The organism is Pseudomonas sp. LBUM1651 (genome assembly GCF_059716135.1).
In genome coordinates, this window is record NZ_CP166805.1 from 2,244,865 (window position 1) to 2,262,001 (window position 17,137).

General features: G+C 60.9%; 16 protein-coding genes. 10 read left to right on the top strand and 6 right to left on the bottom strand.

What is annotated here, in order from left to right:
* The first annotated feature begins 121 nt into the window (after positions 1–121).
* From ACA066_RS10395 to ACA066_RS10405, 3 genes are all read left to right on the top strand, one after another.
* On the top strand, positions 122–697 hold the full coding sequence (locus ACA066_RS10395; RefSeq protein WP_497699114.1) for a flavodoxin family protein: 576 nt from the start codon (positions 122–124) through the stop codon (positions 695–697).
* A 31-nt stretch (positions 698–728) separates the two neighbouring features.
* Positions 729–1,553 (top strand): alpha/beta fold hydrolase, encoded by an 825-nt coding sequence (locus tag ACA066_RS10400; RefSeq protein ID WP_084323781.1) that lies wholly within the window; start codon positions 729–731, stop codon positions 1,551–1,553.
* A gap of 71 nt (positions 1,554–1,624) precedes the next feature.
* Entirely contained in the window at positions 1,625–3,067 is a 1,443-nt protein-coding gene (locus ACA066_RS10405; protein WP_497699115.1) for a catalase, read from the top strand.
* Between the two features lie 60 nt (positions 3,068–3,127).
* On the opposite strand, the gene ACA066_RS10410 is transcribed toward ACA066_RS10405, so the two are convergent.
* Positions 3,128–3,544, bottom strand: coding sequence for a helix-turn-helix domain-containing protein (locus ACA066_RS10410; protein ID WP_497699116.1), 417 nt, complete (start codon positions 3,542–3,544; stop codon positions 3,128–3,130).
* Between the two features lie 211 nt (positions 3,545–3,755).
* On the opposite strand from ACA066_RS10410, the gene ACA066_RS10415 reads away from it, so the two are divergent.
* The 6 genes from ACA066_RS10415 to ycaC all read left to right on the top strand — a co-directional run bounded on the left by ACA066_RS10415 (position 3,756) and on the right by ycaC (position 10,678).
* Positions 3,756–4,739: an MBL fold metallo-hydrolase gene (locus ACA066_RS10415; protein WP_497699117.1), complete on the top strand. Its 984-nt coding sequence runs from the start codon at positions 3,756–3,758 to the stop codon at positions 4,737–4,739.
* A 31-nt stretch (positions 4,740–4,770) separates the two neighbouring features.
* On the top strand, positions 4,771–5,691 hold the full coding sequence (locus ACA066_RS10420) for a LysR family transcriptional regulator (protein WP_497699118.1): 921 nt from the start codon (positions 4,771–4,773) through the stop codon (positions 5,689–5,691).
* Positions 5,692–7,146: 1,455 nt separating this feature from the next.
* Positions 7,147–7,563 (top strand): DoxX family protein, encoded by a 417-nt coding sequence (locus ACA066_RS10425; protein WP_497699119.1) that lies wholly within the window; start codon positions 7,147–7,149, stop codon positions 7,561–7,563.
* Complete coding sequence (locus ACA066_RS10430) at positions 7,556–8,146, top strand: antibiotic biosynthesis monooxygenase (RefSeq protein WP_497699120.1); 591 nt, start codon at positions 7,556–7,558, stop codon at positions 8,144–8,146. Before ACA066_RS10425 ends, ACA066_RS10430 begins: the two co-directional genes overlap by 8 nt.
* Positions 8,143–9,981 carry an amidohydrolase gene (locus ACA066_RS10435; protein ID WP_497699121.1) on the top strand — a complete coding sequence of 613 codons (1,839 nt, stop codon included), beginning with the start codon at positions 8,143–8,145 and terminating at the stop codon, positions 9,979–9,981. The genes ACA066_RS10430 and ACA066_RS10435 overlap by 4 nt, the downstream gene beginning before the upstream one ends.
* Before the next feature lie 70 nt (positions 9,982–10,051).
* Positions 10,052–10,678, top strand: coding sequence for an isochorismate family cysteine hydrolase YcaC (gene ycaC, locus ACA066_RS10440; RefSeq protein ID WP_008032694.1), 627 nt, complete (start codon positions 10,052–10,054; stop codon positions 10,676–10,678).
* A 119-nt stretch (positions 10,679–10,797) separates the two neighbouring features.
* On the opposite strand, the gene ACA066_RS10445 is transcribed toward ycaC, so the two are convergent.
* Entirely contained in the window at positions 10,798–12,231 is a 1,434-nt protein-coding gene (locus ACA066_RS10445; RefSeq protein WP_497699122.1) for a mechanosensitive ion channel domain-containing protein, read from the bottom strand.
* 169 nt (positions 12,232–12,400) lie between these two features.
* The gene (locus ACA066_RS10450) at positions 12,401–13,420 is read right to left on the bottom strand and encodes an alpha/beta hydrolase (RefSeq protein WP_497699123.1); all 1,020 of its coding nucleotides are present in this window, start codon (positions 13,418–13,420) and stop codon (positions 12,401–12,403) included.
* 161 nt (positions 13,421–13,581) lie between these two features.
* Here ACA066_RS10450 and ACA066_RS10455 point away from each other — a divergent pair, with 161 nt between their 5' ends.
* Complete coding sequence (locus ACA066_RS10455) at positions 13,582–14,478, top strand: LysR family transcriptional regulator (protein WP_497699124.1); 897 nt, start codon at positions 13,582–13,584, stop codon at positions 14,476–14,478.
* Positions 14,479–14,618: 140 nt separating this feature from the next.
* Here the strand turns inward: ACA066_RS10455 and ACA066_RS10460 are convergent, their stop codons facing one another.
* The 3 genes from ACA066_RS10460 to gspG all read right to left on the bottom strand — a co-directional run bounded on the left by ACA066_RS10460 (position 14,619) and on the right by gspG (position 16,960).
* Positions 14,619–15,161: a hypothetical protein gene (locus ACA066_RS10460; RefSeq protein WP_497699125.1), complete on the bottom strand. Its 543-nt coding sequence runs from the start codon at positions 15,159–15,161 to the stop codon at positions 14,619–14,621.
* 149 nt (positions 15,162–15,310) lie between these two features.
* A complete protein-coding gene (locus ACA066_RS10465) occupies positions 15,311–16,498 on the bottom strand; it encodes a type II secretion system F family protein (protein WP_497699126.1) in 1,188 nt (395 codons plus the stop codon).
* Between the two features lie 12 nt (positions 16,499–16,510).
* A complete protein-coding gene (gspG, locus tag ACA066_RS10470) occupies positions 16,511–16,960 on the bottom strand; it encodes a type II secretion system major pseudopilin GspG (protein WP_497699127.1) in 450 nt (149 codons plus the stop codon).
* Positions 16,961–17,137 lie beyond the last annotated feature (177 nt).

The window sequence follows — 17,137 nt, forward strand, 5'->3', positions numbered from 1 at the left end:
GGTCAGCCGTAGTGTGCAACCTGTGGGTGCGAGCAGGCTCGCTCCCACAGGATTTGTGCTTGACTGGCTGGCACTGTGGGATTGATGCAAAGGGATTTGATACATAGGGAGCGGCGCCGGAATGAGCAACGTGGTGGTGGTCTATCACAGTGGCTACGGGCACACCCGGGTCATGGCCGAAGCCGTGGCCCAAGGTGTGGAACAGCACCTGGGCAGCACCTGCCAGCTGATTCCGGTCGAGGACGTGCACCAGCACTGGGATCGTTTGCACAACGCCGACGCGATCATCTTTGGCGCGCCGACCTACATGGGCAGCGCCTCCGCACGATTCAAGGGGTTCATGGACGCCACGGCGGCGTTCTACCTGGCTCAACCCTGGCGCGACAAACTGGCTGCCGGTTTCACCAATTCCGGCTGCCTGTGCGGCGACAAACTCAATACCTTGCTGCAGATGGCGGTTTTCGCCGCCCAGCATTCAATGATCTGGGTCGGTCTCGACCTGCTGCCCGCGCGCTCCGGCATAGGCGTGTTCGATGGGCAACTCAACCGCCTCGGTAGCTCGCTGGGCGCCATGGCGCAATCGAATGTCGAACAGTCCCCCGAATTCGCACCGCCCGCCGAAGACCGTTGCACCGCCGCGCACCTGGGCGAGCGCGTGGCGCGGCTGGCTGATCGCATGAACCACCCACCGGTTTGATTCACCCCAACACTCACTAAGGAGACATCGCATGAGTACGTTCACGACCCGAGACGGTACCGAGATTTACTACAAGGACTGGGGCACCGGTCAACCCATCGTCTTCAGCCACGGCTGGCCGCTGAACGCCGACAGCTGGGAATCGCAGATGATCTTCCTCGCCTCCAAAGGCTATCGGGTCATCGCTCACGACCGCCGTGGTCACGGTCGTTCCAGTCAGCCTTGGACCGGTAACGACATGGACACCTACGCCGATGACCTGGCGCAACTGATCGAGTTGCTGGACCTGAAAGACGCCGTGCTGTTCGGCTTCTCCACCGGCGGCGGCGAAGTGGCGCGTTACATTGGCCGCCACGGTACTGGCCGGGTGGCCAAGGCCGGGCTGATTTCCTCGGTGCCGCCGCTGATGCTCAAGACCGAAGCCAACCCTGGCGGCTTGCCGATTGAAGTGTTTGACGGCATTCGTCAGGCCTCCCTTGTCGATCGTTCGCAACTCTACATAGACCTCGCCAGCGGTCCGTTCTTCGGCTTCAACAAGCCGGACGCCAAACCGTCACAAGGCATGATCGACTGGTTCTGGATGCAAGGCATGACCTCCGGCCACAAGAACGCTTATGACTGCATCAAGGCGTTCTCCGAAACCGACTTCACCGAAGACCTGAAGAAGTTCGACGTGCCGACCCTGGTGGTGCATGGCGATGCGGACCAGGTAGTGCCAATTGAAGCCGCCGGCATAGCCTCAGCAAAACTGGTGAAAGGTTCTACCCTGAAGGTCTACCCCGGCGCCCCCCATGGCTTGACTGACACCCACAAGGATCAGCTCAACGCCGATCTGCTGGCGTTCCTCAAGGGTTGATGCACACCGGCGCGGGCGTAGATCCGCGCCGCTTTTGCTCCTGATGAGCCGATTTCTTCGAGTACATGACCATGAAAAAGCTGACCAACGCCACCGGCGCGCCGGTGGTCGACAACCTCAATATCCAGACCGCCGGCCCTCGTGGACCGGCGCTCTTGCAAGACATCTGGTTGCTGGAAAAACTCGCCCACTTCGACCGCGAACTGATCCCGGAGCGACGCATGCACGCCAAGGGTGCGGGCGCCTATGGCACGTTCACCGTCACCCATGACATCAGCCGCTACACCAAGGCCAGTATTTTCAGCGCCGTGGGCAAGGAAACGCCGCTGTTCGTGCGCTTTTCCTCGGTAGCCGGCGAGCGTGGCGCGGCGGATGCCGAGCGCGACATCCGTGGCTTTGCGGTGAAGTTCTATACCGACGAAGGCAACTGGGACATTGTCGGCAACAACACGCCAGTGTTCTTCTTCCGCGACCCGCTGCGTTTTTCCGACCTCAACCACGTGGTCAAACGCGACCCGCGCACCGGCCTTCGCAACGCCACCAGCAACTGGGATTTCTGGACCCTGCTGCCCGAGGCGCTGCACCAGGTGACCATCGTGATGAGCGACCGGGGGATTCCCACCAGTTTCCGCCACATGCACGGCTTCGGCAGTCACACCTTCAGCCTGATCGACCGCGACAACAAACGCGTTTGGGTGAAGTTTCATTTTGTCTGCCAGCAGGGCATCGAAAACCTCTCGGACGCCGAGGCAGAAGCAGTGGTCGGCAAGGATCGCGAAAGCAATCTGCGGGACTTGTACGAAGTCATCGAGCAGGGCAACTTTCCGCGCTGGAAACTGTGCATTCAGGTGATGGAAGAACAGCAGGCGATCAACTACCGGCACAACCCCTTCGACCTGACCAAGGTCTGGCCGCACGGCGAGTTTCCACTGATTGAAGTGGGCGTCATGGAGCTCAATCGCAACGCCGGGAACCACTTCGCCGAGATCGAGCAAGCGGCGTTCTCGCCCGCCAACGTGGTGCCGGGCGTGAGCTTCTCGCCGGACCGCATGCTCCAGGCGCGTCTGTTTTCCTACGGCGATGCCCAGCGTTATCGTTTGGGGGTGAACTTCAATCACATTCCGGTCAACGCACCGCGTTGCCCGGCCCACAGTTACCATCGCGACGGAGCCATGCGCACCGACGGCAACCTGGGTGGCACCGCCAGTTATTTCCCGAACAGCGTCGGCGAGTGGCAGGATTCGCCGGAACTGGCCGAGCCGCCGCTGCCGCTGGAAGGTTTTGCACAACACTATGATCATCGGCTGGAAGAGGATCATTACGAGCAGCCGGGCAATCTGTTTCGCTTGCTGGACCCGGTGCGTAAACAGTTGCTGTTCGATAACACCGCGCGAGCCATGAATGGCGTGCCGCGGGCGATTCGTCAGCGCCATATCGACAATTGCACCAAGGCTGATCCGGCGTACGGGTTTGGCGTGGCCGAGGCGTTGGAACGGTTGGTGCCGTTGGTTTAAACGATCCTGGCTTGCTCGCGATGGCCGTTTCACGGGCGCCATCGTCCGCAAGCTGGGCACCTACAGGTTTATGCGGGGGAGGGAACGCACGGCCCGGCAACGCCATGCAAACGGATTGATGCCTTCGCTGCGGGTGAAGATGTGGCAGAAATGCGCCTGATCGCAAAAGCCGCATTCGAGGCTGATTTGGGTCAGGCTCAGGTCGGTGCTCTGTATCAGTTGCTTGGCGCGGGCGATGCGCTGGTGGCGAATCCAGTCCTGGGGCGAGAGGCCGGTGCTGCACTTGAACGCGCGGGAGAAATGGCTGCGCGAGAGCGCGCAGGCGCGGGCCAGTTCGGTCACTTCCAGGGTTTCACCCAGACGTTCGAGGATCAGTTGCTTGGCCAGGTTTTCGCGCCACGGGGTCAGGCCACCCGTGTTTTTCTTTGGCGTTTCAGTGGCGGTCGCGCAGGCGACGTTTTGCTGAGAATGAGCCATGACAAATGTCCGTGTCGGTGAGCGTCATTCTTGGGCGCGAGCGCTCTGGCAGGCGAGTTAAACGTTGTTAATTTCGTCTGCGCGCAGTTAAGGACAACCGTGCCAACTCAGCACATTGCTGCAATTTTCGAGACGCGGGGCCCGTGCATGATTGATGTCATGTGGCGGACCTGTGCAGGGCCGCTTTTGCGATTCGATCAAGGGTGAAGGCATGAAACATTCTCTGATTTGCGCGTTGGGCCTCGCGATGGCGCTGGCGTCCGGCGTTTCCTCGGCTCAGGCACCGGCGCAGGTCGACACACAAGTGCCCGGCTACTTCCGATTGGCCGTGGGCGATTTTGAGGTGACCGCACTGTTCGATGGTTACAACGACCTGTCGCCCAAACTGCTCAAGGGCCTGACCCAAAGCCAGATTCGCGCGCTGCTGGCCCGTCGCTCGATTGAAACGCCGGGCGTGCAGACCGCGTTCAACGCCTTTCTGATCAACACCGGCAAGCAATTGATCCTGGTGGATACCGGCGCCGGTCAATGCATCGGTGCGACGGCGGGCATGCTCTCGGACAACATGAAAGCGGCCGGCTACGAGCCTTCGCAGGTCGACACGATCCTGTTGACTCACCTGCACCTGGACCATGTGTGCGGACTGGTCGACGGCCAGCAGAAACCGGTGTTTGCCAACGCCACGGTCTACGCCGCGAAAGCAGAAGCCGATTACTGGCTTGATCCTCAGGCCCTCGCCAAGGCCCCCGAGGGTGCCAAACCGTATTTCAAAATCGCCCAGGACTCCACGGCACCGTATGTCGCGGCAGGTCGCTTTAAAACGTTCGACGCCGGTCAGTCGCCTGTGCCGGGCGTCGAAGCCACGCTGGAAGCCGGACACACACCGGGCAGCACCACGTACCGTTTTACCTCGCAGGGGCAGAGCATCCTGTTCATGGGCGACCTGGTGCATAACCTCGCGGTGCAGTTCTTGCACCCGGAAGTCTCGATTGGATTTGACGTCAACAGTCAGCAAGCGATCAAAAGCCGCGCCAAAGTCTTCAGCGATGCCGCTGCGAGCAAAACCTGGATGACGGCGGCGCACTTGCCGTTTCCGGGTATCGGTCACATCGCCGAAGAGGGCAAGCACTTCCAATGGGTGCCGGTCGAATACGGCCCTTACAAACGAGCGGCCAAAGTCCCGCTGATCGAGTAAAGTCCGATGCCCTCCCAAGGAAACCGTGCCTATGAACCGTAATGATCTGCGCCGCGTCGACATGAACCTGTTGGTGATTTTCGAGGCGTTGATGTTCGAAAAGAACCTGACCCGCGTCGCCGAAAAACTGTTCATGGGGCAACCGGCGGTGAGTGCTGCGCTGGGACGGCTACGGGATTTGTTCGACGATCCGTTGTTGCTGCGCAACGGTCGCGGCATGGAGCCGACCGGGCGGGCGTTGGCCATTCTCAAGGAGTTGCAGCCGGCGATGGATGTCATTTCCGGAGCGGTCAGCCGAGCGAAAGAATTCGATCCGACGACAAGCTGCGATGTGTTTCGCATCGGCCTGTCGGACGATGCCGAATTCGGGTTGTTTCCGCCGTTGTTGCGGCAACTGCAGGAAGAGGCGCCGGGGATCGTCGTTGTGGTGCGGCGCGCCAACTATCTGCTGATGCCGGCGTTGCTGGCCTCGGGGGAAATTTCTGTGGGGGTGAGTTACACCACGGATTTGCCGGCGAATGCCAAGTGCAAGAAGTTGCGGGACATTCCGTGCAAGGTGCTGCGTGGTGATAAACGGCCGGGAACGCTGACGCTTGACGAGTACTGCGAACGGCCTCATGCCATGGTGTCGTTCTCCGGTGATTTGAGCGGCAATATCGATCTGGATCTGGCCAAGATCGGGCGGAGTCGGCGGGTGGTGTTGGGCGTTCCGCAGTTCAGCGGGTTGCGGGCGTTGTTGGCCGGGACTGAGATGGTTGCCACGGTGCCGGATTATGCGGCGTGTGCGTTGGTTGAGGGCTGTGGCTTGCGTGCCGAGGATCCGCCGTTTCCGATTGAGGCGGCGCAGTTGTCGATGGCCTGGAGCGGGGTGCATGACAATGATCCGGCGGAGCGGTGGTTGCGGTCGCGGATCAGTGAGTTCATGTCTAGGCCTTTGCCGATTGTGGGTTGAACGTGGCGGCCTTCGGGCCGACCAGGTTCTGGCTGATTGAGTACATATCCATTTCTGCGGTAACGGCCACTTAGGGTTTCGCCCTTACGGCGAGTCCCTTTTGGCAAACGCCCCAAAAGGAACCAAAAGGTCTCGCCCCGAGCGTCCGGCCCCTCGCTAAGGCTCGGCGTTCCTTCGCTCCGGTATTCATCCGGGGACACTGCCCTCCGGTCTGCTTCGCGACGACCTACATGCAGCGTGTTCGACTGCGTCGAACGGCGCTGCGCGCCACTCCCCGGATGAACACCTCCACTCAGCCTCCCGAAGGGGCGGGTGGATCAAGATCAAGAGCTGCAGGCGAGCTAACGCTCGGCCTGATGAGTGGTGAAAAGCGGGTGTACGCCGGCCAGCTTTTGTAGGAGCCGGCTTGCTGGCGATGGCGGCCTGCCAGCCGACCTGATCTTGCGGCTACCCCCGATCCAACTGTAGGAGCCGAGCTTGCTCGCGAAGGCGGCCTGACAGCCGCCCTGATCTGCGACTGCCCCCGATCCAATTGTAGGAGCCGAGCTTGCTCGCGAAGGCGGCCTGCCAGCCGACCTGATCTTGCGGCTGCCCCCCGATCCAACTGTAGAAGCCGAGCTTGCTCGCGAAGGCGGCCTGCCAGCCGACCTGATCTTGCGGTTGCCCCCGATCCAACTGTAGGAGCCGAGCTTGCTCGCGAAGGCGGACTGCCAGCCGCCCTGATCTTGCGGCTACCCCCGATCCAATTGTAGGAGCCGAGCTTGCTCGCGAAGGCGGACTGCCAGCCGCCCTGATCTGCGACTGCCCCCGATCCAATTGTAGGAGCCGAGCTTGCTCGCGAAGGCGGCCTGACAGCCGACCTGATCTTGCGGCTGCCCCCGATCCAACTGTAGAAGCCGAGCTTGCTCGCGATGGCGGCCTGCCAGCCGACCTGATCTTGCGGTTGCCCCCGATCCAACTGTAGGAGCCGAGCTTGCTCGCGAAGGCGGACTGCCAGCCGCCCTGATCTTGCGGCTACCCCCGATCCAATTGTAGGAGCCGAGCTTGCTCGCGAAGGCGGCCTGACAGCCGACCTGATCTTGCGACTGCCCCCGATCCAATTGTAGGAGCCGAGCTTGCTCGCGATGGCGGCCTGCCAGCCGACCTGATCTTGCGACTGCACCCAATCCAATTGTAGGAGCCGAGCTTGCTCGCGATGGCGGCCTGCCAGCCGACCTGATCTTGCGACTGCACCCAATCCAATTGTGGGAGCAAGCCTGCTCGCGATGGCGGCCTGCCAGTCGACCTGATCTTGCGGCTGCCCCCGCTCCCACAGGGGATCTTCAGTGGGTGGTGGATTAGCGACGGCAATCAAAAAGAGCACGTACATTCAATTTTTCCCATCCCCACACCGGCACTATCAAACGAGGTCCCGGCGCATTGACGCCGGTGGTTTTTCATTCGTGCAGGTATCCCATGAACGCTTCGCGATTGAATGAACGGGTTCAGGACGTCGGGCTGTTTTTTTTGCGGGTCAGCGGTGGTTTGTTTCTGCTGTGGGTGCATGGTCTGCCGAAGCTGCTTAACTACAGCGCTCAGCTGCAAGTCATCGAAGACCCTTTTCACCTGGGCGCAAACCTCACGCTGATGCTGGCGATTTTTGCCGAGGTGTTGTGTCCGCTGTTGATCATTTTCGGGGTGTTGGTGCGTCTGGCGTGCCTGCCGATTCTGTTTTTGCTGTGGGTCGCGTTGCTGGTTGTGCACCCGCAATGGAGCCTCGATGAAGGGCAGTTCGGCTGGCTGCTGTTGATTCTGTTCACCAGCATTCTTATCGCCGGGCCGGGACGGCTGGCGCTCAATGTCCGATTCGCCGGAGCTTTGCGTTATGCCTGAATCCAATCGTTTCGAGGAAGTCGTGACCCTGGTCATCAAGCATCGGGTCAAGGCTGGTTTTGAAGTGCCCTATGAGGCCTGGTTGCGCAACATTGTCAGCATTGCCGGGCAGCAGGAAGGGCACTTGGGCGTCGACGTGATTCGCGGCAAAAGCGCCGGGCTCGACCTGTACACCTGCGTGCTGCGCTTTTGTTCCACCGAATCGATGCAGCACTGGCTTGATTCGCCGCAACGGCTGCAACTGGTCAACGAAGCCACGCCGATGCTGGCGGACGGCGACCAGACCGAGGTCAATCCAGTCAACGAATTCTGGTTCGCCCCACAGGCTGAAACCAGTTCACCGCCGCCGCGCTGGAAGCAGGCTGTGGTGACGTTGTTGGTGATTCTGCCGCACACCTTGCTGGTGCCACTGATCTGGGGCCCGCTGTTGCAGCTCAATGCTTTTCTCTCGAATTACGTGGTCGCCACGTTTCTGATCACGCTGACCATCGTCGTCTCGGTGGTGTACCTGTTCATGCCGATGGCGACGCGGTTGTTCGCGCCTTGGCTGTCCTCTTCCACTCAGCCCAAGGAAACGCGATGAACGCCGATCTGATTCTATTCAATGGCCAATTTCATACCGTTGACCGTGAAAACCCGCGCGCCAGCGCCGTAGCGATCAGCGCCGGTCGCTTCGTCGCGGTCGGCACCGATGCCGAAGCCATGGCCCTGCGCGGCTCGGGCACGCAGGTCATCGACCTCAAGGGGCGTTGCGTCATTCCCGGTCTCAACGATTCGCACCTGCACCTGATCCGAGGTGGTTTGAACTACAACCTCGAACTGCGGTGGGAAGGCGTGCCGTCGCTGGCCGATGCCTTGCGCATGCTCAAGGATCAGGCCGACCGCACGCCTACGCCGCAATGGGTGCGGGTGGTCGGTGGCTGGAACGAATTCCAGTTCGCCGAAAAGCGCATGCCGACCCTTGAAGAACTCAACCAGGCCGCGCCGGATACGCCGGTGTTTGTCCTGCATTTGTATGACCGCGCCTTGCTCAACCGCGCCGCGTTGCGCGTGGCCGGCTATACCCGCAACACGCCGAACCCGCCGGGTGGCGAGATTGTGCGCGATGCCAACGGTGAGCCGACCGGCATGCTGGTCGCGCGACCGAACGCGATGATTTTGTACTCGACTCTGGCCAAAGGGCCGAAGTTGCCGCTGGAGTATCAGGTCAACTCGACCCGGCAATTCATGCGCGAACTCAACCGTCTCGGTCTGACCAGCGCCATCGACGCCGGCGGCGGTTTTCAGAATTATCCGGACGATTACCAGGTGATCGAGCAGTTGGCCAAAGACCAGCAACTGACCATCCGCATCGCCTACAACCTGTTCACCCAGAAGCCCAAGGAAGAGCTGGCCGACTTCAAGAACTGGACCAGCAGCGTCACCCTGCATCAGGGCGACGATTATCTGCGGCACAACGGCGCGGGGGAAATGCTGGTGTTCTCGGCGGCGGATTTCGAAGACTTCCTCGAGCCGCGCCCGGACCTGCCGCAAACCATGGAAGACGAGCTGGAACCAGTGGTCCGCCACTTGGTCGAGCAGCGCTGGCCGTTCCGTTTGCACGCCACGTACAACGAATCCATCAGCCGCATGCTCGACGTGTTCGAGAAGGTCAACCGTGACATTCCGTTCAACGGGTTGCCGTGGTTTTTTGACCACGCCGAAACCATCACCCCGCAGAACATCGAACGGGTGAGGGCGTTGGGCGGCGGCATTGCGATTCAGGATCGCATGGCGTTTCAGGGCGAATATTTTGTCGAGCGTTATGGCGCCAAGGCTGCCGAAGCGACGCCACCGATCAAGCGCATGTTGGCCGAAGGCGTGCCGGTCGGCGCCGGCACCGACGCGACGCGAGTGTCCAGTTACAACCCCTGGACCTCGTTGTACTGGATGGTCAGCGGTCGAACCGTCGGTGGCCTGGAGCTGCACGCCGAGGGGCTGTCCCGTCAAACCGCGTTGGAACTGTTCACCCACGGCAGCGCCTGGTTCTCTTCCGAGCAGGGCAAGAAAGGCATGATCAAGGTCGGCCAGCTGGCTGACGTCGCGGCCCTGAGCGCGGACTTTTTCAGCGTCGACGAAGAAGCGATCAAGTGGATCGAATCGGTGTTGACCGTGGTCGGCGGCAAGGTGGTGTATGCCGCCGGTGATTTCGAAAAACTCGGGCCGGCCAGCGTGCCGGTGCTGCCGGACTGGTCGCCGGTGGTGAAGGTGCCGGGTCACTGGCGCCCGACGTCGCCGATGCAGGCGCAGGTTCACCATTGCAGCGGACCGTGCGGCGTGCATGCCCACAGCCATGAAAAGGCGCGTTTGTCGAATGCGCCGGTCAGCGATTTCGCGGGATTCTGGGGCGCCTTTGGCTGCTCGTGCTTCGCGTTCTGACGATCACAAGAAAGCGTCGATGCAGCGGTGTCGGCGCCGTATGTAACACCCATCCATCGAGGAGCTTCACATGAGCAACGTTCCGTACAAACGCCTGAATAAAGACGATGCGGTTGTCCTGTTGGTCGACCACCAGACCGGTCTGATCTCGCTGGTTCAGGACTTCTCGCCGAACGAATTCAAGAACAACGTGCTGGCCTTGGGTGACGTGGCCAAGTTCTTCAAACTGCCGACCATCCTCACCACCAGTTTCGAAAACGGTCCGAACGGCCCGATGGTGCCGGAATTGAAGGAGCAGTTCCCGGACGCTCCGTACATCCCGCGTCCAGGCCAGATCAACGCCTGGGACAACGAAGATTTCGTCAAGGCCGTCAAAGCCACTGGCCGCAAGCAACTGATCATCGCCGGTGTGGTGACTGACGTTTGCGTGACGTTTCCGACGCTGTCGGCACTGGCTGAAGGGTTTGAAGTGTTCGTGGTGACCGACGCTTCGGGCACCTTCAACGAAACCGTGCAACAGGCAGCCTGGGCGCGCATGGCGGCGGCCGGTGCTCAACTGGTCAACTGGTTCTCGGTGGCCTGCGAGCTGCAGGGTGACTGGCGCAACGACATGGAAGGCCTGGCGAACCTGCTGTCGCCGCGCATTCCTAACTACCGCAATCTGATGAACAGCTATTCGGTGCTGACGTCGAAGTAATGCTTCGACCTGTAGGAGCGAGCTTGCTCGCGATGGTCTCCAGGACACCGCGTTTATCCAGGTAACACGCGTTATCGTTAACGACCATCGCGAGCCAGCTCGCTCCTACAGGGTTCGCGTTATGCCTGACGTTTTTGTAGCCAGCTCAAAAAACCTCCCTTCTTGATCGGCACCGGCTTGGCCAGCAACGCCAATCGGCTGTTCTGCTGCCTTACCGCCTGCAACTTGTTCAACGCCCGACCCACTTCAACCCGTTGTTCCATGCAGCTACGGGTCAGGGATTTGTCGATCCGGTAAATGATGCACGAGGTCAGCGTGGTGAACGTCGCCTGCGACGGCGTATCGGTCAGGATGCTCTGTTCGCCCATCACCTCACTTGGCCCCATTCGACCGGCTTCGGTTTGCCCCGTGCCGTCGGGAACGGTGGCGCTGACCACGCCCGTGGCAATGACCATCAGACTGTCCGGCACTTCGCCCAGCTCCAGCACCACCTGACCGGCCGCGTACTGCTGCGCAACCATCGACTGCGCCATCTGATCGCGTTCCTCTTCACTCAAGGAACGGAAAATTTTCACCTCATCCAGCAACGCCCGTGCGCGGGTTGTCGGTTCGATCACGCCGTCGAGCTGACGGGAAATGCCCGCCGCTTCGAGGTGCCGATGGGCCAGGTCGAACAATTGATTACGCACTTCGCTTTTCTTGCCAAGCTCGGCGATGAACCCGCTGGCCACGTATTCGGACATGGTTTCGCCGGCCTCTTTCAGCACCGCTTTCGGTGCCGGGTTGAGCAACAACTGGCTGCTGCCCTGAAGCGTACGATCCAGTGCATCCAGCACCCGACGCGGGCGAATGTGGTTGGGCACCTGAATGCTGATCGACACGCCGTGCATGTTGTTCGGCCGGCTCAGGTTAACGATTTTCGCCTTGGCCGCCACCGAGTTTGGCACCACCGCGGTACTGCCGGCGCTGGTCAGCATGTGGGTGGCGCGCCAGTCGATGTCGAGCACTTTGCCCTCGACGCCGTCGATCATGATCCAGTCATCCACTTGATAGGGCTTGGTGGTGTTGAGCACGATCCCGGAAAACACATCGCTCAAGGTGCTTTGCAACGCCAGGCCGACAACGATTGCCACCACCCCGGACGTTGCCAACAAACCTTTCACCGGTAGCTCCAGAACATAGCCGGCCGCCGCAACGATGGCGACCAGAAACACCAGCGCGCCGATGACGTCCTGCAACAAGCGTCCGCTATGACCGATGCGGCGCATCAGCACCAGGCCGATGACTTCGGTGAGTACTCGTGCGGCGTACAACCACCAGAGAATCCCCAGTGCCGTAGCGCCCAGTTGCGCCACGCGGTCATTTGCAAACAGCGGAGCCTGCAACGGGCTGACACCGGCGTTGATGATGAGCGCGCTGAACATCAGAAACAGCGCCAGGCGCACACCGACCCGCGTGACGCGATGCTTGAACGGAGCTACGTGCCAGAGCACGGTGTCGATTACCAGCAACAGGGCACTCCAGGAAAGCAGATGACCGTAGATGAGGGACATGGGAGAACTCCGGGAGACTGGTTTTTGTTGTCATGGTGGGAATTGCTTTGCTTTTCGTAGGAGCACGGCTTGCCGGCGAAGGCGTCCTCAAGTACGCCTTCGCCGGCAAGCCGTGCTCCTACAGAAAAGCAGCTTCGCCACGCATTTCTGTGTGGCGAAGGGTTCGTGCTCAGTTCAAGTGAGTCTTGAGTTCCAGCGCTGCCTGACGCACCGCTGCCTTCACTTCCGGAATCTGGCTCAGCGGGTTCAGCAAACCGAAGTCGTGAATCATGCCGTTGTAACGCATAGCCGTCACCGGTACACCGGCCGCATCGAGGTGGCGGGCATAGGCTTCGCCTTCGTCGCGCAACACGTCGAATTCGGCGGTCTGCACCAACGCTGCCGGCAAGCCTTTGAGCTGTTCGGCACTGGCCTGCAACGGCGAGGCATGGACCTGCGCACGCTCGGCCTGGTCGGTGGTGTAGTTGTCCCAGAACCAGTTCATCATCCCTTTGGTCAGGAAGTGGCCCTCGGCAAATTGCTGGTACGACCCGGTGTCGAACTGCGCATTGGTCACTGGCCACATCAACAGCTGGAAGCGCAGCGCCGGGGTTTTCTGTTCCTTGGCGATCAATGCCACGACCGCCGCCATGTTGCCGCCGACACTGTTGCCGGCCACGGCGAGGCGCTTGCCATCGACGCCGATGTCCTTGCCATGTTCAGCCACCCAGCGTGTCGCGGCGTAGGCCTGGTTGATCGCGGTCGGGTAGTGCGCTTCCGGCGACGGCGTGTAATCGACATACACCGCGACGGCGCCGGAGCCGACCACCAGGTCGTGGATCAGACGCTGGTGAGTCGGGTAATCGCCCAACACCCAGCCGCCACCGTGGAAGAACATGAACACCGGCAATTCACCTTTGACCTTGGCCGGACGCACGATTTTCAGGTTGATGGTTTGCCCATCGACCTTGATTGCACGGTCGCTGACGTCCACACCCGACAGGTCAACCTTTACCGAGTTTTGCGCACCGGTGAGTACCGCACGGGCGTCTTTCGGACTCAGTTGCTCGAGCGGCTTGCCACCACCGGCGGCGAGGGCTTCGAGGAAGGCTTGGGTGTTGTGTTCGAGGCCTGGGCTGCCGGCGGCAAAGGCATTGCCGACAGCAAGAGCGAGAAGGGACGCGGTCAGGGTTTTTTTGACGATGTTCATGGGTAAATCCTTTTTAATGAGTTCGACGTTGATTACCTAAGGTTCAGGTTGCTGTTGGCGCTGTGGTTCAGGCCTCAGCAACACCGTGGACACAGATTAATAGGATGCCGAAAACGGAAAAAGCAGCTATAAAGCGTTTAACTGTCAACCAGAGTGTGACAATGAATCCGTTCGAAGATATGCGTATTTTTTGCCAGGTCATGGACTCCGGCAGCTTCACCGCTGCGGCCGATCAATTGGGACTGTCCAAGCAGTTCGTCAGCCGGCGCTTGATGCAACTCGAAGAGCGTTTGGGCGTGCGGCTGCTCAACCGTTCGACGCGGCGGCTGGACGTCACGCCGCTGGGCCAGAGTTACTACGAGTCCGCGTTGCGCCTGCTCGGCGAAGTCGAACAAGTGGAGCAGGGCATCGCGGGCCAGACCACCGAACCGCGCGGCACCATTCGCGTGAGTGCGCCGTTGTCGTTTGCGCTGGCGCACCTGGGCTGCCTGCTGCCGTTGTTCTTGCAGCGCTATCGCGATGTCACGGTGGAAGTGGACTTGAGCGATCGCCCGGTGGATTTGCTCGGCGAGGGCTACGACCTGGCGTTGCGCATCGGCACCCTCGAAGACTCGACGCTGATCGCCCGACGCATCGCCTCCATCCAGCGGGTGTATTGCGCCAGCCCGGCTTACCTGGCCGAGCGTGGCACGCCGCTCAAACCTGAAGACTTGCACACGCATGACTGCCTGCCGTACGGCCACGGGCGTCAGGTGCAATGGCGTTTCGAAGGGCAGGGCAAGCCGCTGACGGTCAACGTCACCGGGCGGATGCGGGTCAACAACGGGGAGTTGCTAAAGGATGCGGCCATTGCCGGGATGGGGGTTACTTACCTGCCGACGTTCATTGTCGGGGCGGCGTTGAAGGATGGACGGCTGGTGCCGGTGCTGGACGAGTTTCGCCCGGAGCCGCTGACGTTGTCGGCGGTGTACCCGCAGCATCGCCAGAGTTCGCGACCGGTGCAGGCATTGATCGAGTTTTTGCGTGAGCGGCTGGATCGGGCTGAGGGTGGTCTGTAGGTTTCACGCGGTCACCTGTGGGAGCGAGCCTGCTCGCGATAGCGGTGTGTCAGTCAACACTTTCATCGACTGATACTCCGCTATCGCGAGCAGGCTCGCTCCCACAGGGGGAAAAACGGCGTTCCTGAGATCAGTGGTGATCAGGTCCTTTTGTCATCCCCCGGCTCGCCACCGACATGCACGCCATGGTCATCGCCGATTTCGCCAGAACGATGAACCCCATGATCATCACCGATTTCACCGGAGCGATGAACGCCGTGGTCGTCGCCAACTTCGCCGGCATGATGAACGCCGCGGTTATGGCCAATTTCACCAGCGTGATGAACCCCGTGATCGTCTCCCGGTTCGGCATGGGTGCCGTTGCGACCGGATGAGGCCGTATTGCCGGAATGCCCCGAGCCATGGTCGTTGCCACTGTGACCGCTGCCATTGCCGCCATGACCATTGCCATCGCCGCCATGACCGCTGCCGCTGCCACCGTGACCACCGCCATTACCGCCATTACCGCCACTGCCTCCGCCACCTCCGCCACCGTTACCACCGCCTCCGCCGCCTCCACCACCACTCCCTCCATCCTTGGCCTGAGCACTCGATACCCCGGACAGGCTGTCCGGAATCAATACGGTAGACGCCGACAAAACTGCGCCAATGGCTACTGCCAGTAAAAGTTTTTTGATGTGCATGCCGTTCTCCGTCTTCTTGTTCGGGTTGGAACGTTGATGAGCAATGCAACGTGCTACTTGATTCAGTGGGTGAACACCGCAACGCACCGGTTTATTCAGTTGCTACGTCGATGAACGATGAACGGTACAACCCGACCCTGTTCCAGGGGTTAGTGAATGCTCGAGGCCAGCTCGAAAATCGGGATGTACATCAGGATCACGATGACCCCGATCAGCAGCCCGATGAAGGTCATGAGCAAGGGTTCAAACAACCGCACGAACCATTCGATCCAGCGGCTGATTTCTTCGTCGTAGAAGTCGGCGCTGCGTTCCATCATCTGCCCGAGGTTGCCGGACTGCTCGCCGGCGCGCAGCAAGCGCAGGGACACAGGGGTGACGAGGTGGTTGAGCTCCAGCGCGGCCGACAGCGATTGCCCTTCGCGCACCCGTTCGCAGGCCTGGTCGAGGCGCACGCGGGAGGCGACGGTGAGCAGGCCGCGGACCATGCCCATGGCGGTGACGAGGGGGATGCCGCCCTGCAGCAAAATCCCCAGCGAGCGGTAGAAGCGCGCCAGTTCGTACATGAAGATGCGTTGATGGACGGCCGGGAGTTTTTCGATCACTCGGTCCACGCCCCGGCGAAAGGCCGGTTGGCGCTGGAGGAAGGCGAGGGCGACGACGATTGCCGCCAACGTGCCGAAGAATTCGCCCTGATGAGCATGCAGGAACATCCCGCTGCTCATCAGGATTTGCGACAACCACGGCAGGTTGTTGCCCAGGCCTTCGAACACCAGGCTGAAGCGCGGAACCACATAGCCCATCAGAAACAACACCACGCCACCTCCCACCACCAGCAACAGCAGGGGGTAGATCGACGCGCTGACGATCTTCTGTCGAACCTCGTCCATGCGCTGGCGATAGCTGACATAACGGCCCAGGGCATCGCCCACGGCGCCGGTCTTCTCGCTGGACTGCACCAGCGCAACGTAGAGAGGAGGGAACACCGCCGACAACTGGGCCAACGCCTGGGAGAACGATTTGCCCTCGTAGAGCAGGCGCACCAGTTCACTCAAAGTCTTGCGGGCCTGTGGCGCGGTTTCTTTTTCCGCGAGGCTTTCCAGCGCATCGATCAACGGCAGGCCCGCATTGAGCAGGGTGGTCAGTTCCTGGCTGAACAACACCAGATTGAACGTCTCGCGTTTATGCAATCGCAACGCGCGCCAATGGCGCTCGGCGTGCAGGCTGACCACTCGCAGCCCCTGGTCTTCGACGATGCGCCGGGCTTCGCTGTCCCCTTGGGCCTCGACCGTCATCGCGACCACGCCGGCCTTGCCGACCGCCTTGAGATGAAAGCGCATGCTTGCCTCCTGTCACTGCCAACTGGTGACTTCGGCGTTTTCGCCTTCGCCGCCGGGTTGACCGTCCTTGCCCATGGACAGCAGGTCGTATTCGCCGTTTTCGCCGGGGTAGCGGTAGGTGTAATTGCGGCCCCATGGGTCCTGCGGCAGTTTTTTCTGCAGATAGGGGCCGGTCCAGCGGGTTTCGTCGCTGGGCGCGGTGATCAGCGCCTGCAAACCCTGTTCGGTCGACGGATAGTGGCCGACCTCCAGACGGTACAAATCCAGTGCCTTGCTCAGGCCTTCGATTTGCGCCTTGGCCACCTTCACTTCGGAGCGGCCCAACTGGGCGAAATACTTCGGCGCGACGATGCCGGCCAACAGCCCCAGCACCACCAGCACCACCAACAGTTCGAGCAGGGTGAACCCGCGCTGAGCTCGCGGTGAACAGTTACGCGGGAAAGTACACAGACGCTGATTCATGATGACCTCACACAGTCGGCAGAAGGGTCGCCATAGCGGCTCATGCAATTGCCATGCTCACCCTCGGGCATCCTTCTGCAACCCCTGAATTACGGGCCTTTGCGCATCCGGCACAGTGCTTGCGTATGGCTGTTTCACTACCGGCGATTGGGGCATTAGCCCCATTTTTCGGGGCCG

Excerpts from the sequence above, each read along its gene's own strand:
- ACA066_RS10395 (WP_497699114.1), top strand. The coding sequence starts at position 122 with ATGAGCAACGTGGTGGTGGTCTATCACAGTGGCTACGGGCACACCCGG.
- ACA066_RS10400 (WP_084323781.1), top strand. The coding sequence starts at position 729 with ATGAGTACGTTCACGACCCGAGACGGTACCGAGATTTACTACAAGGAC.
- ACA066_RS10405 (WP_497699115.1), top strand. The coding sequence starts at position 1,625 with ATGAAAAAGCTGACCAACGCCACCGGCGCGCCGGTGGTCGACAACCTC.
- ACA066_RS10410 (WP_497699116.1), bottom strand. The coding sequence starts at position 3,544 with ATGGCTCATTCTCAGCAAAACGTCGCCTGCGCGACCGCCACTGAAACG.
- ACA066_RS10415 (WP_497699117.1), top strand. The coding sequence starts at position 3,756 with ATGAAACATTCTCTGATTTGCGCGTTGGGCCTCGCGATGGCGCTGGCG.
- ACA066_RS10420 (WP_497699118.1), top strand. The coding sequence starts at position 4,771 with ATGAACCGTAATGATCTGCGCCGCGTCGACATGAACCTGTTGGTGATT.
- ACA066_RS10425 (WP_497699119.1), top strand. The coding sequence starts at position 7,147 with ATGAACGCTTCGCGATTGAATGAACGGGTTCAGGACGTCGGGCTGTTT.
- ACA066_RS10430 (WP_497699120.1), top strand. The coding sequence starts at position 7,556 with ATGCCTGAATCCAATCGTTTCGAGGAAGTCGTGACCCTGGTCATCAAG.
- ACA066_RS10435 (WP_497699121.1), top strand. The coding sequence starts at position 8,143 with ATGAACGCCGATCTGATTCTATTCAATGGCCAATTTCATACCGTTGAC.
- ycaC (WP_008032694.1), top strand. The coding sequence starts at position 10,052 with ATGAGCAACGTTCCGTACAAACGCCTGAATAAAGACGATGCGGTTGTC.
- ACA066_RS10445 (WP_497699122.1), bottom strand. The coding sequence starts at position 12,231 with ATGTCCCTCATCTACGGTCATCTGCTTTCCTGGAGTGCCCTGTTGCTG.
- ACA066_RS10450 (WP_497699123.1), bottom strand. The coding sequence starts at position 13,420 with ATGAACATCGTCAAAAAAACCCTGACCGCGTCCCTTCTCGCTCTTGCT.
- ACA066_RS10455 (WP_497699124.1), top strand. The coding sequence starts at position 13,582 with ATGAATCCGTTCGAAGATATGCGTATTTTTTGCCAGGTCATGGACTCC.
- ACA066_RS10460 (WP_497699125.1), bottom strand. The coding sequence starts at position 15,161 with ATGCACATCAAAAAACTTTTACTGGCAGTAGCCATTGGCGCAGTTTTG.
- ACA066_RS10465 (WP_497699126.1), bottom strand. The coding sequence starts at position 16,498 with ATGCGCTTTCATCTCAAGGCGGTCGGCAAGGCCGGCGTGGTCGCGATG.
- gspG (WP_497699127.1), bottom strand. The coding sequence starts at position 16,960 with ATGAATCAGCGTCTGTGTACTTTCCCGCGTAACTGTTCACCGCGAGCT.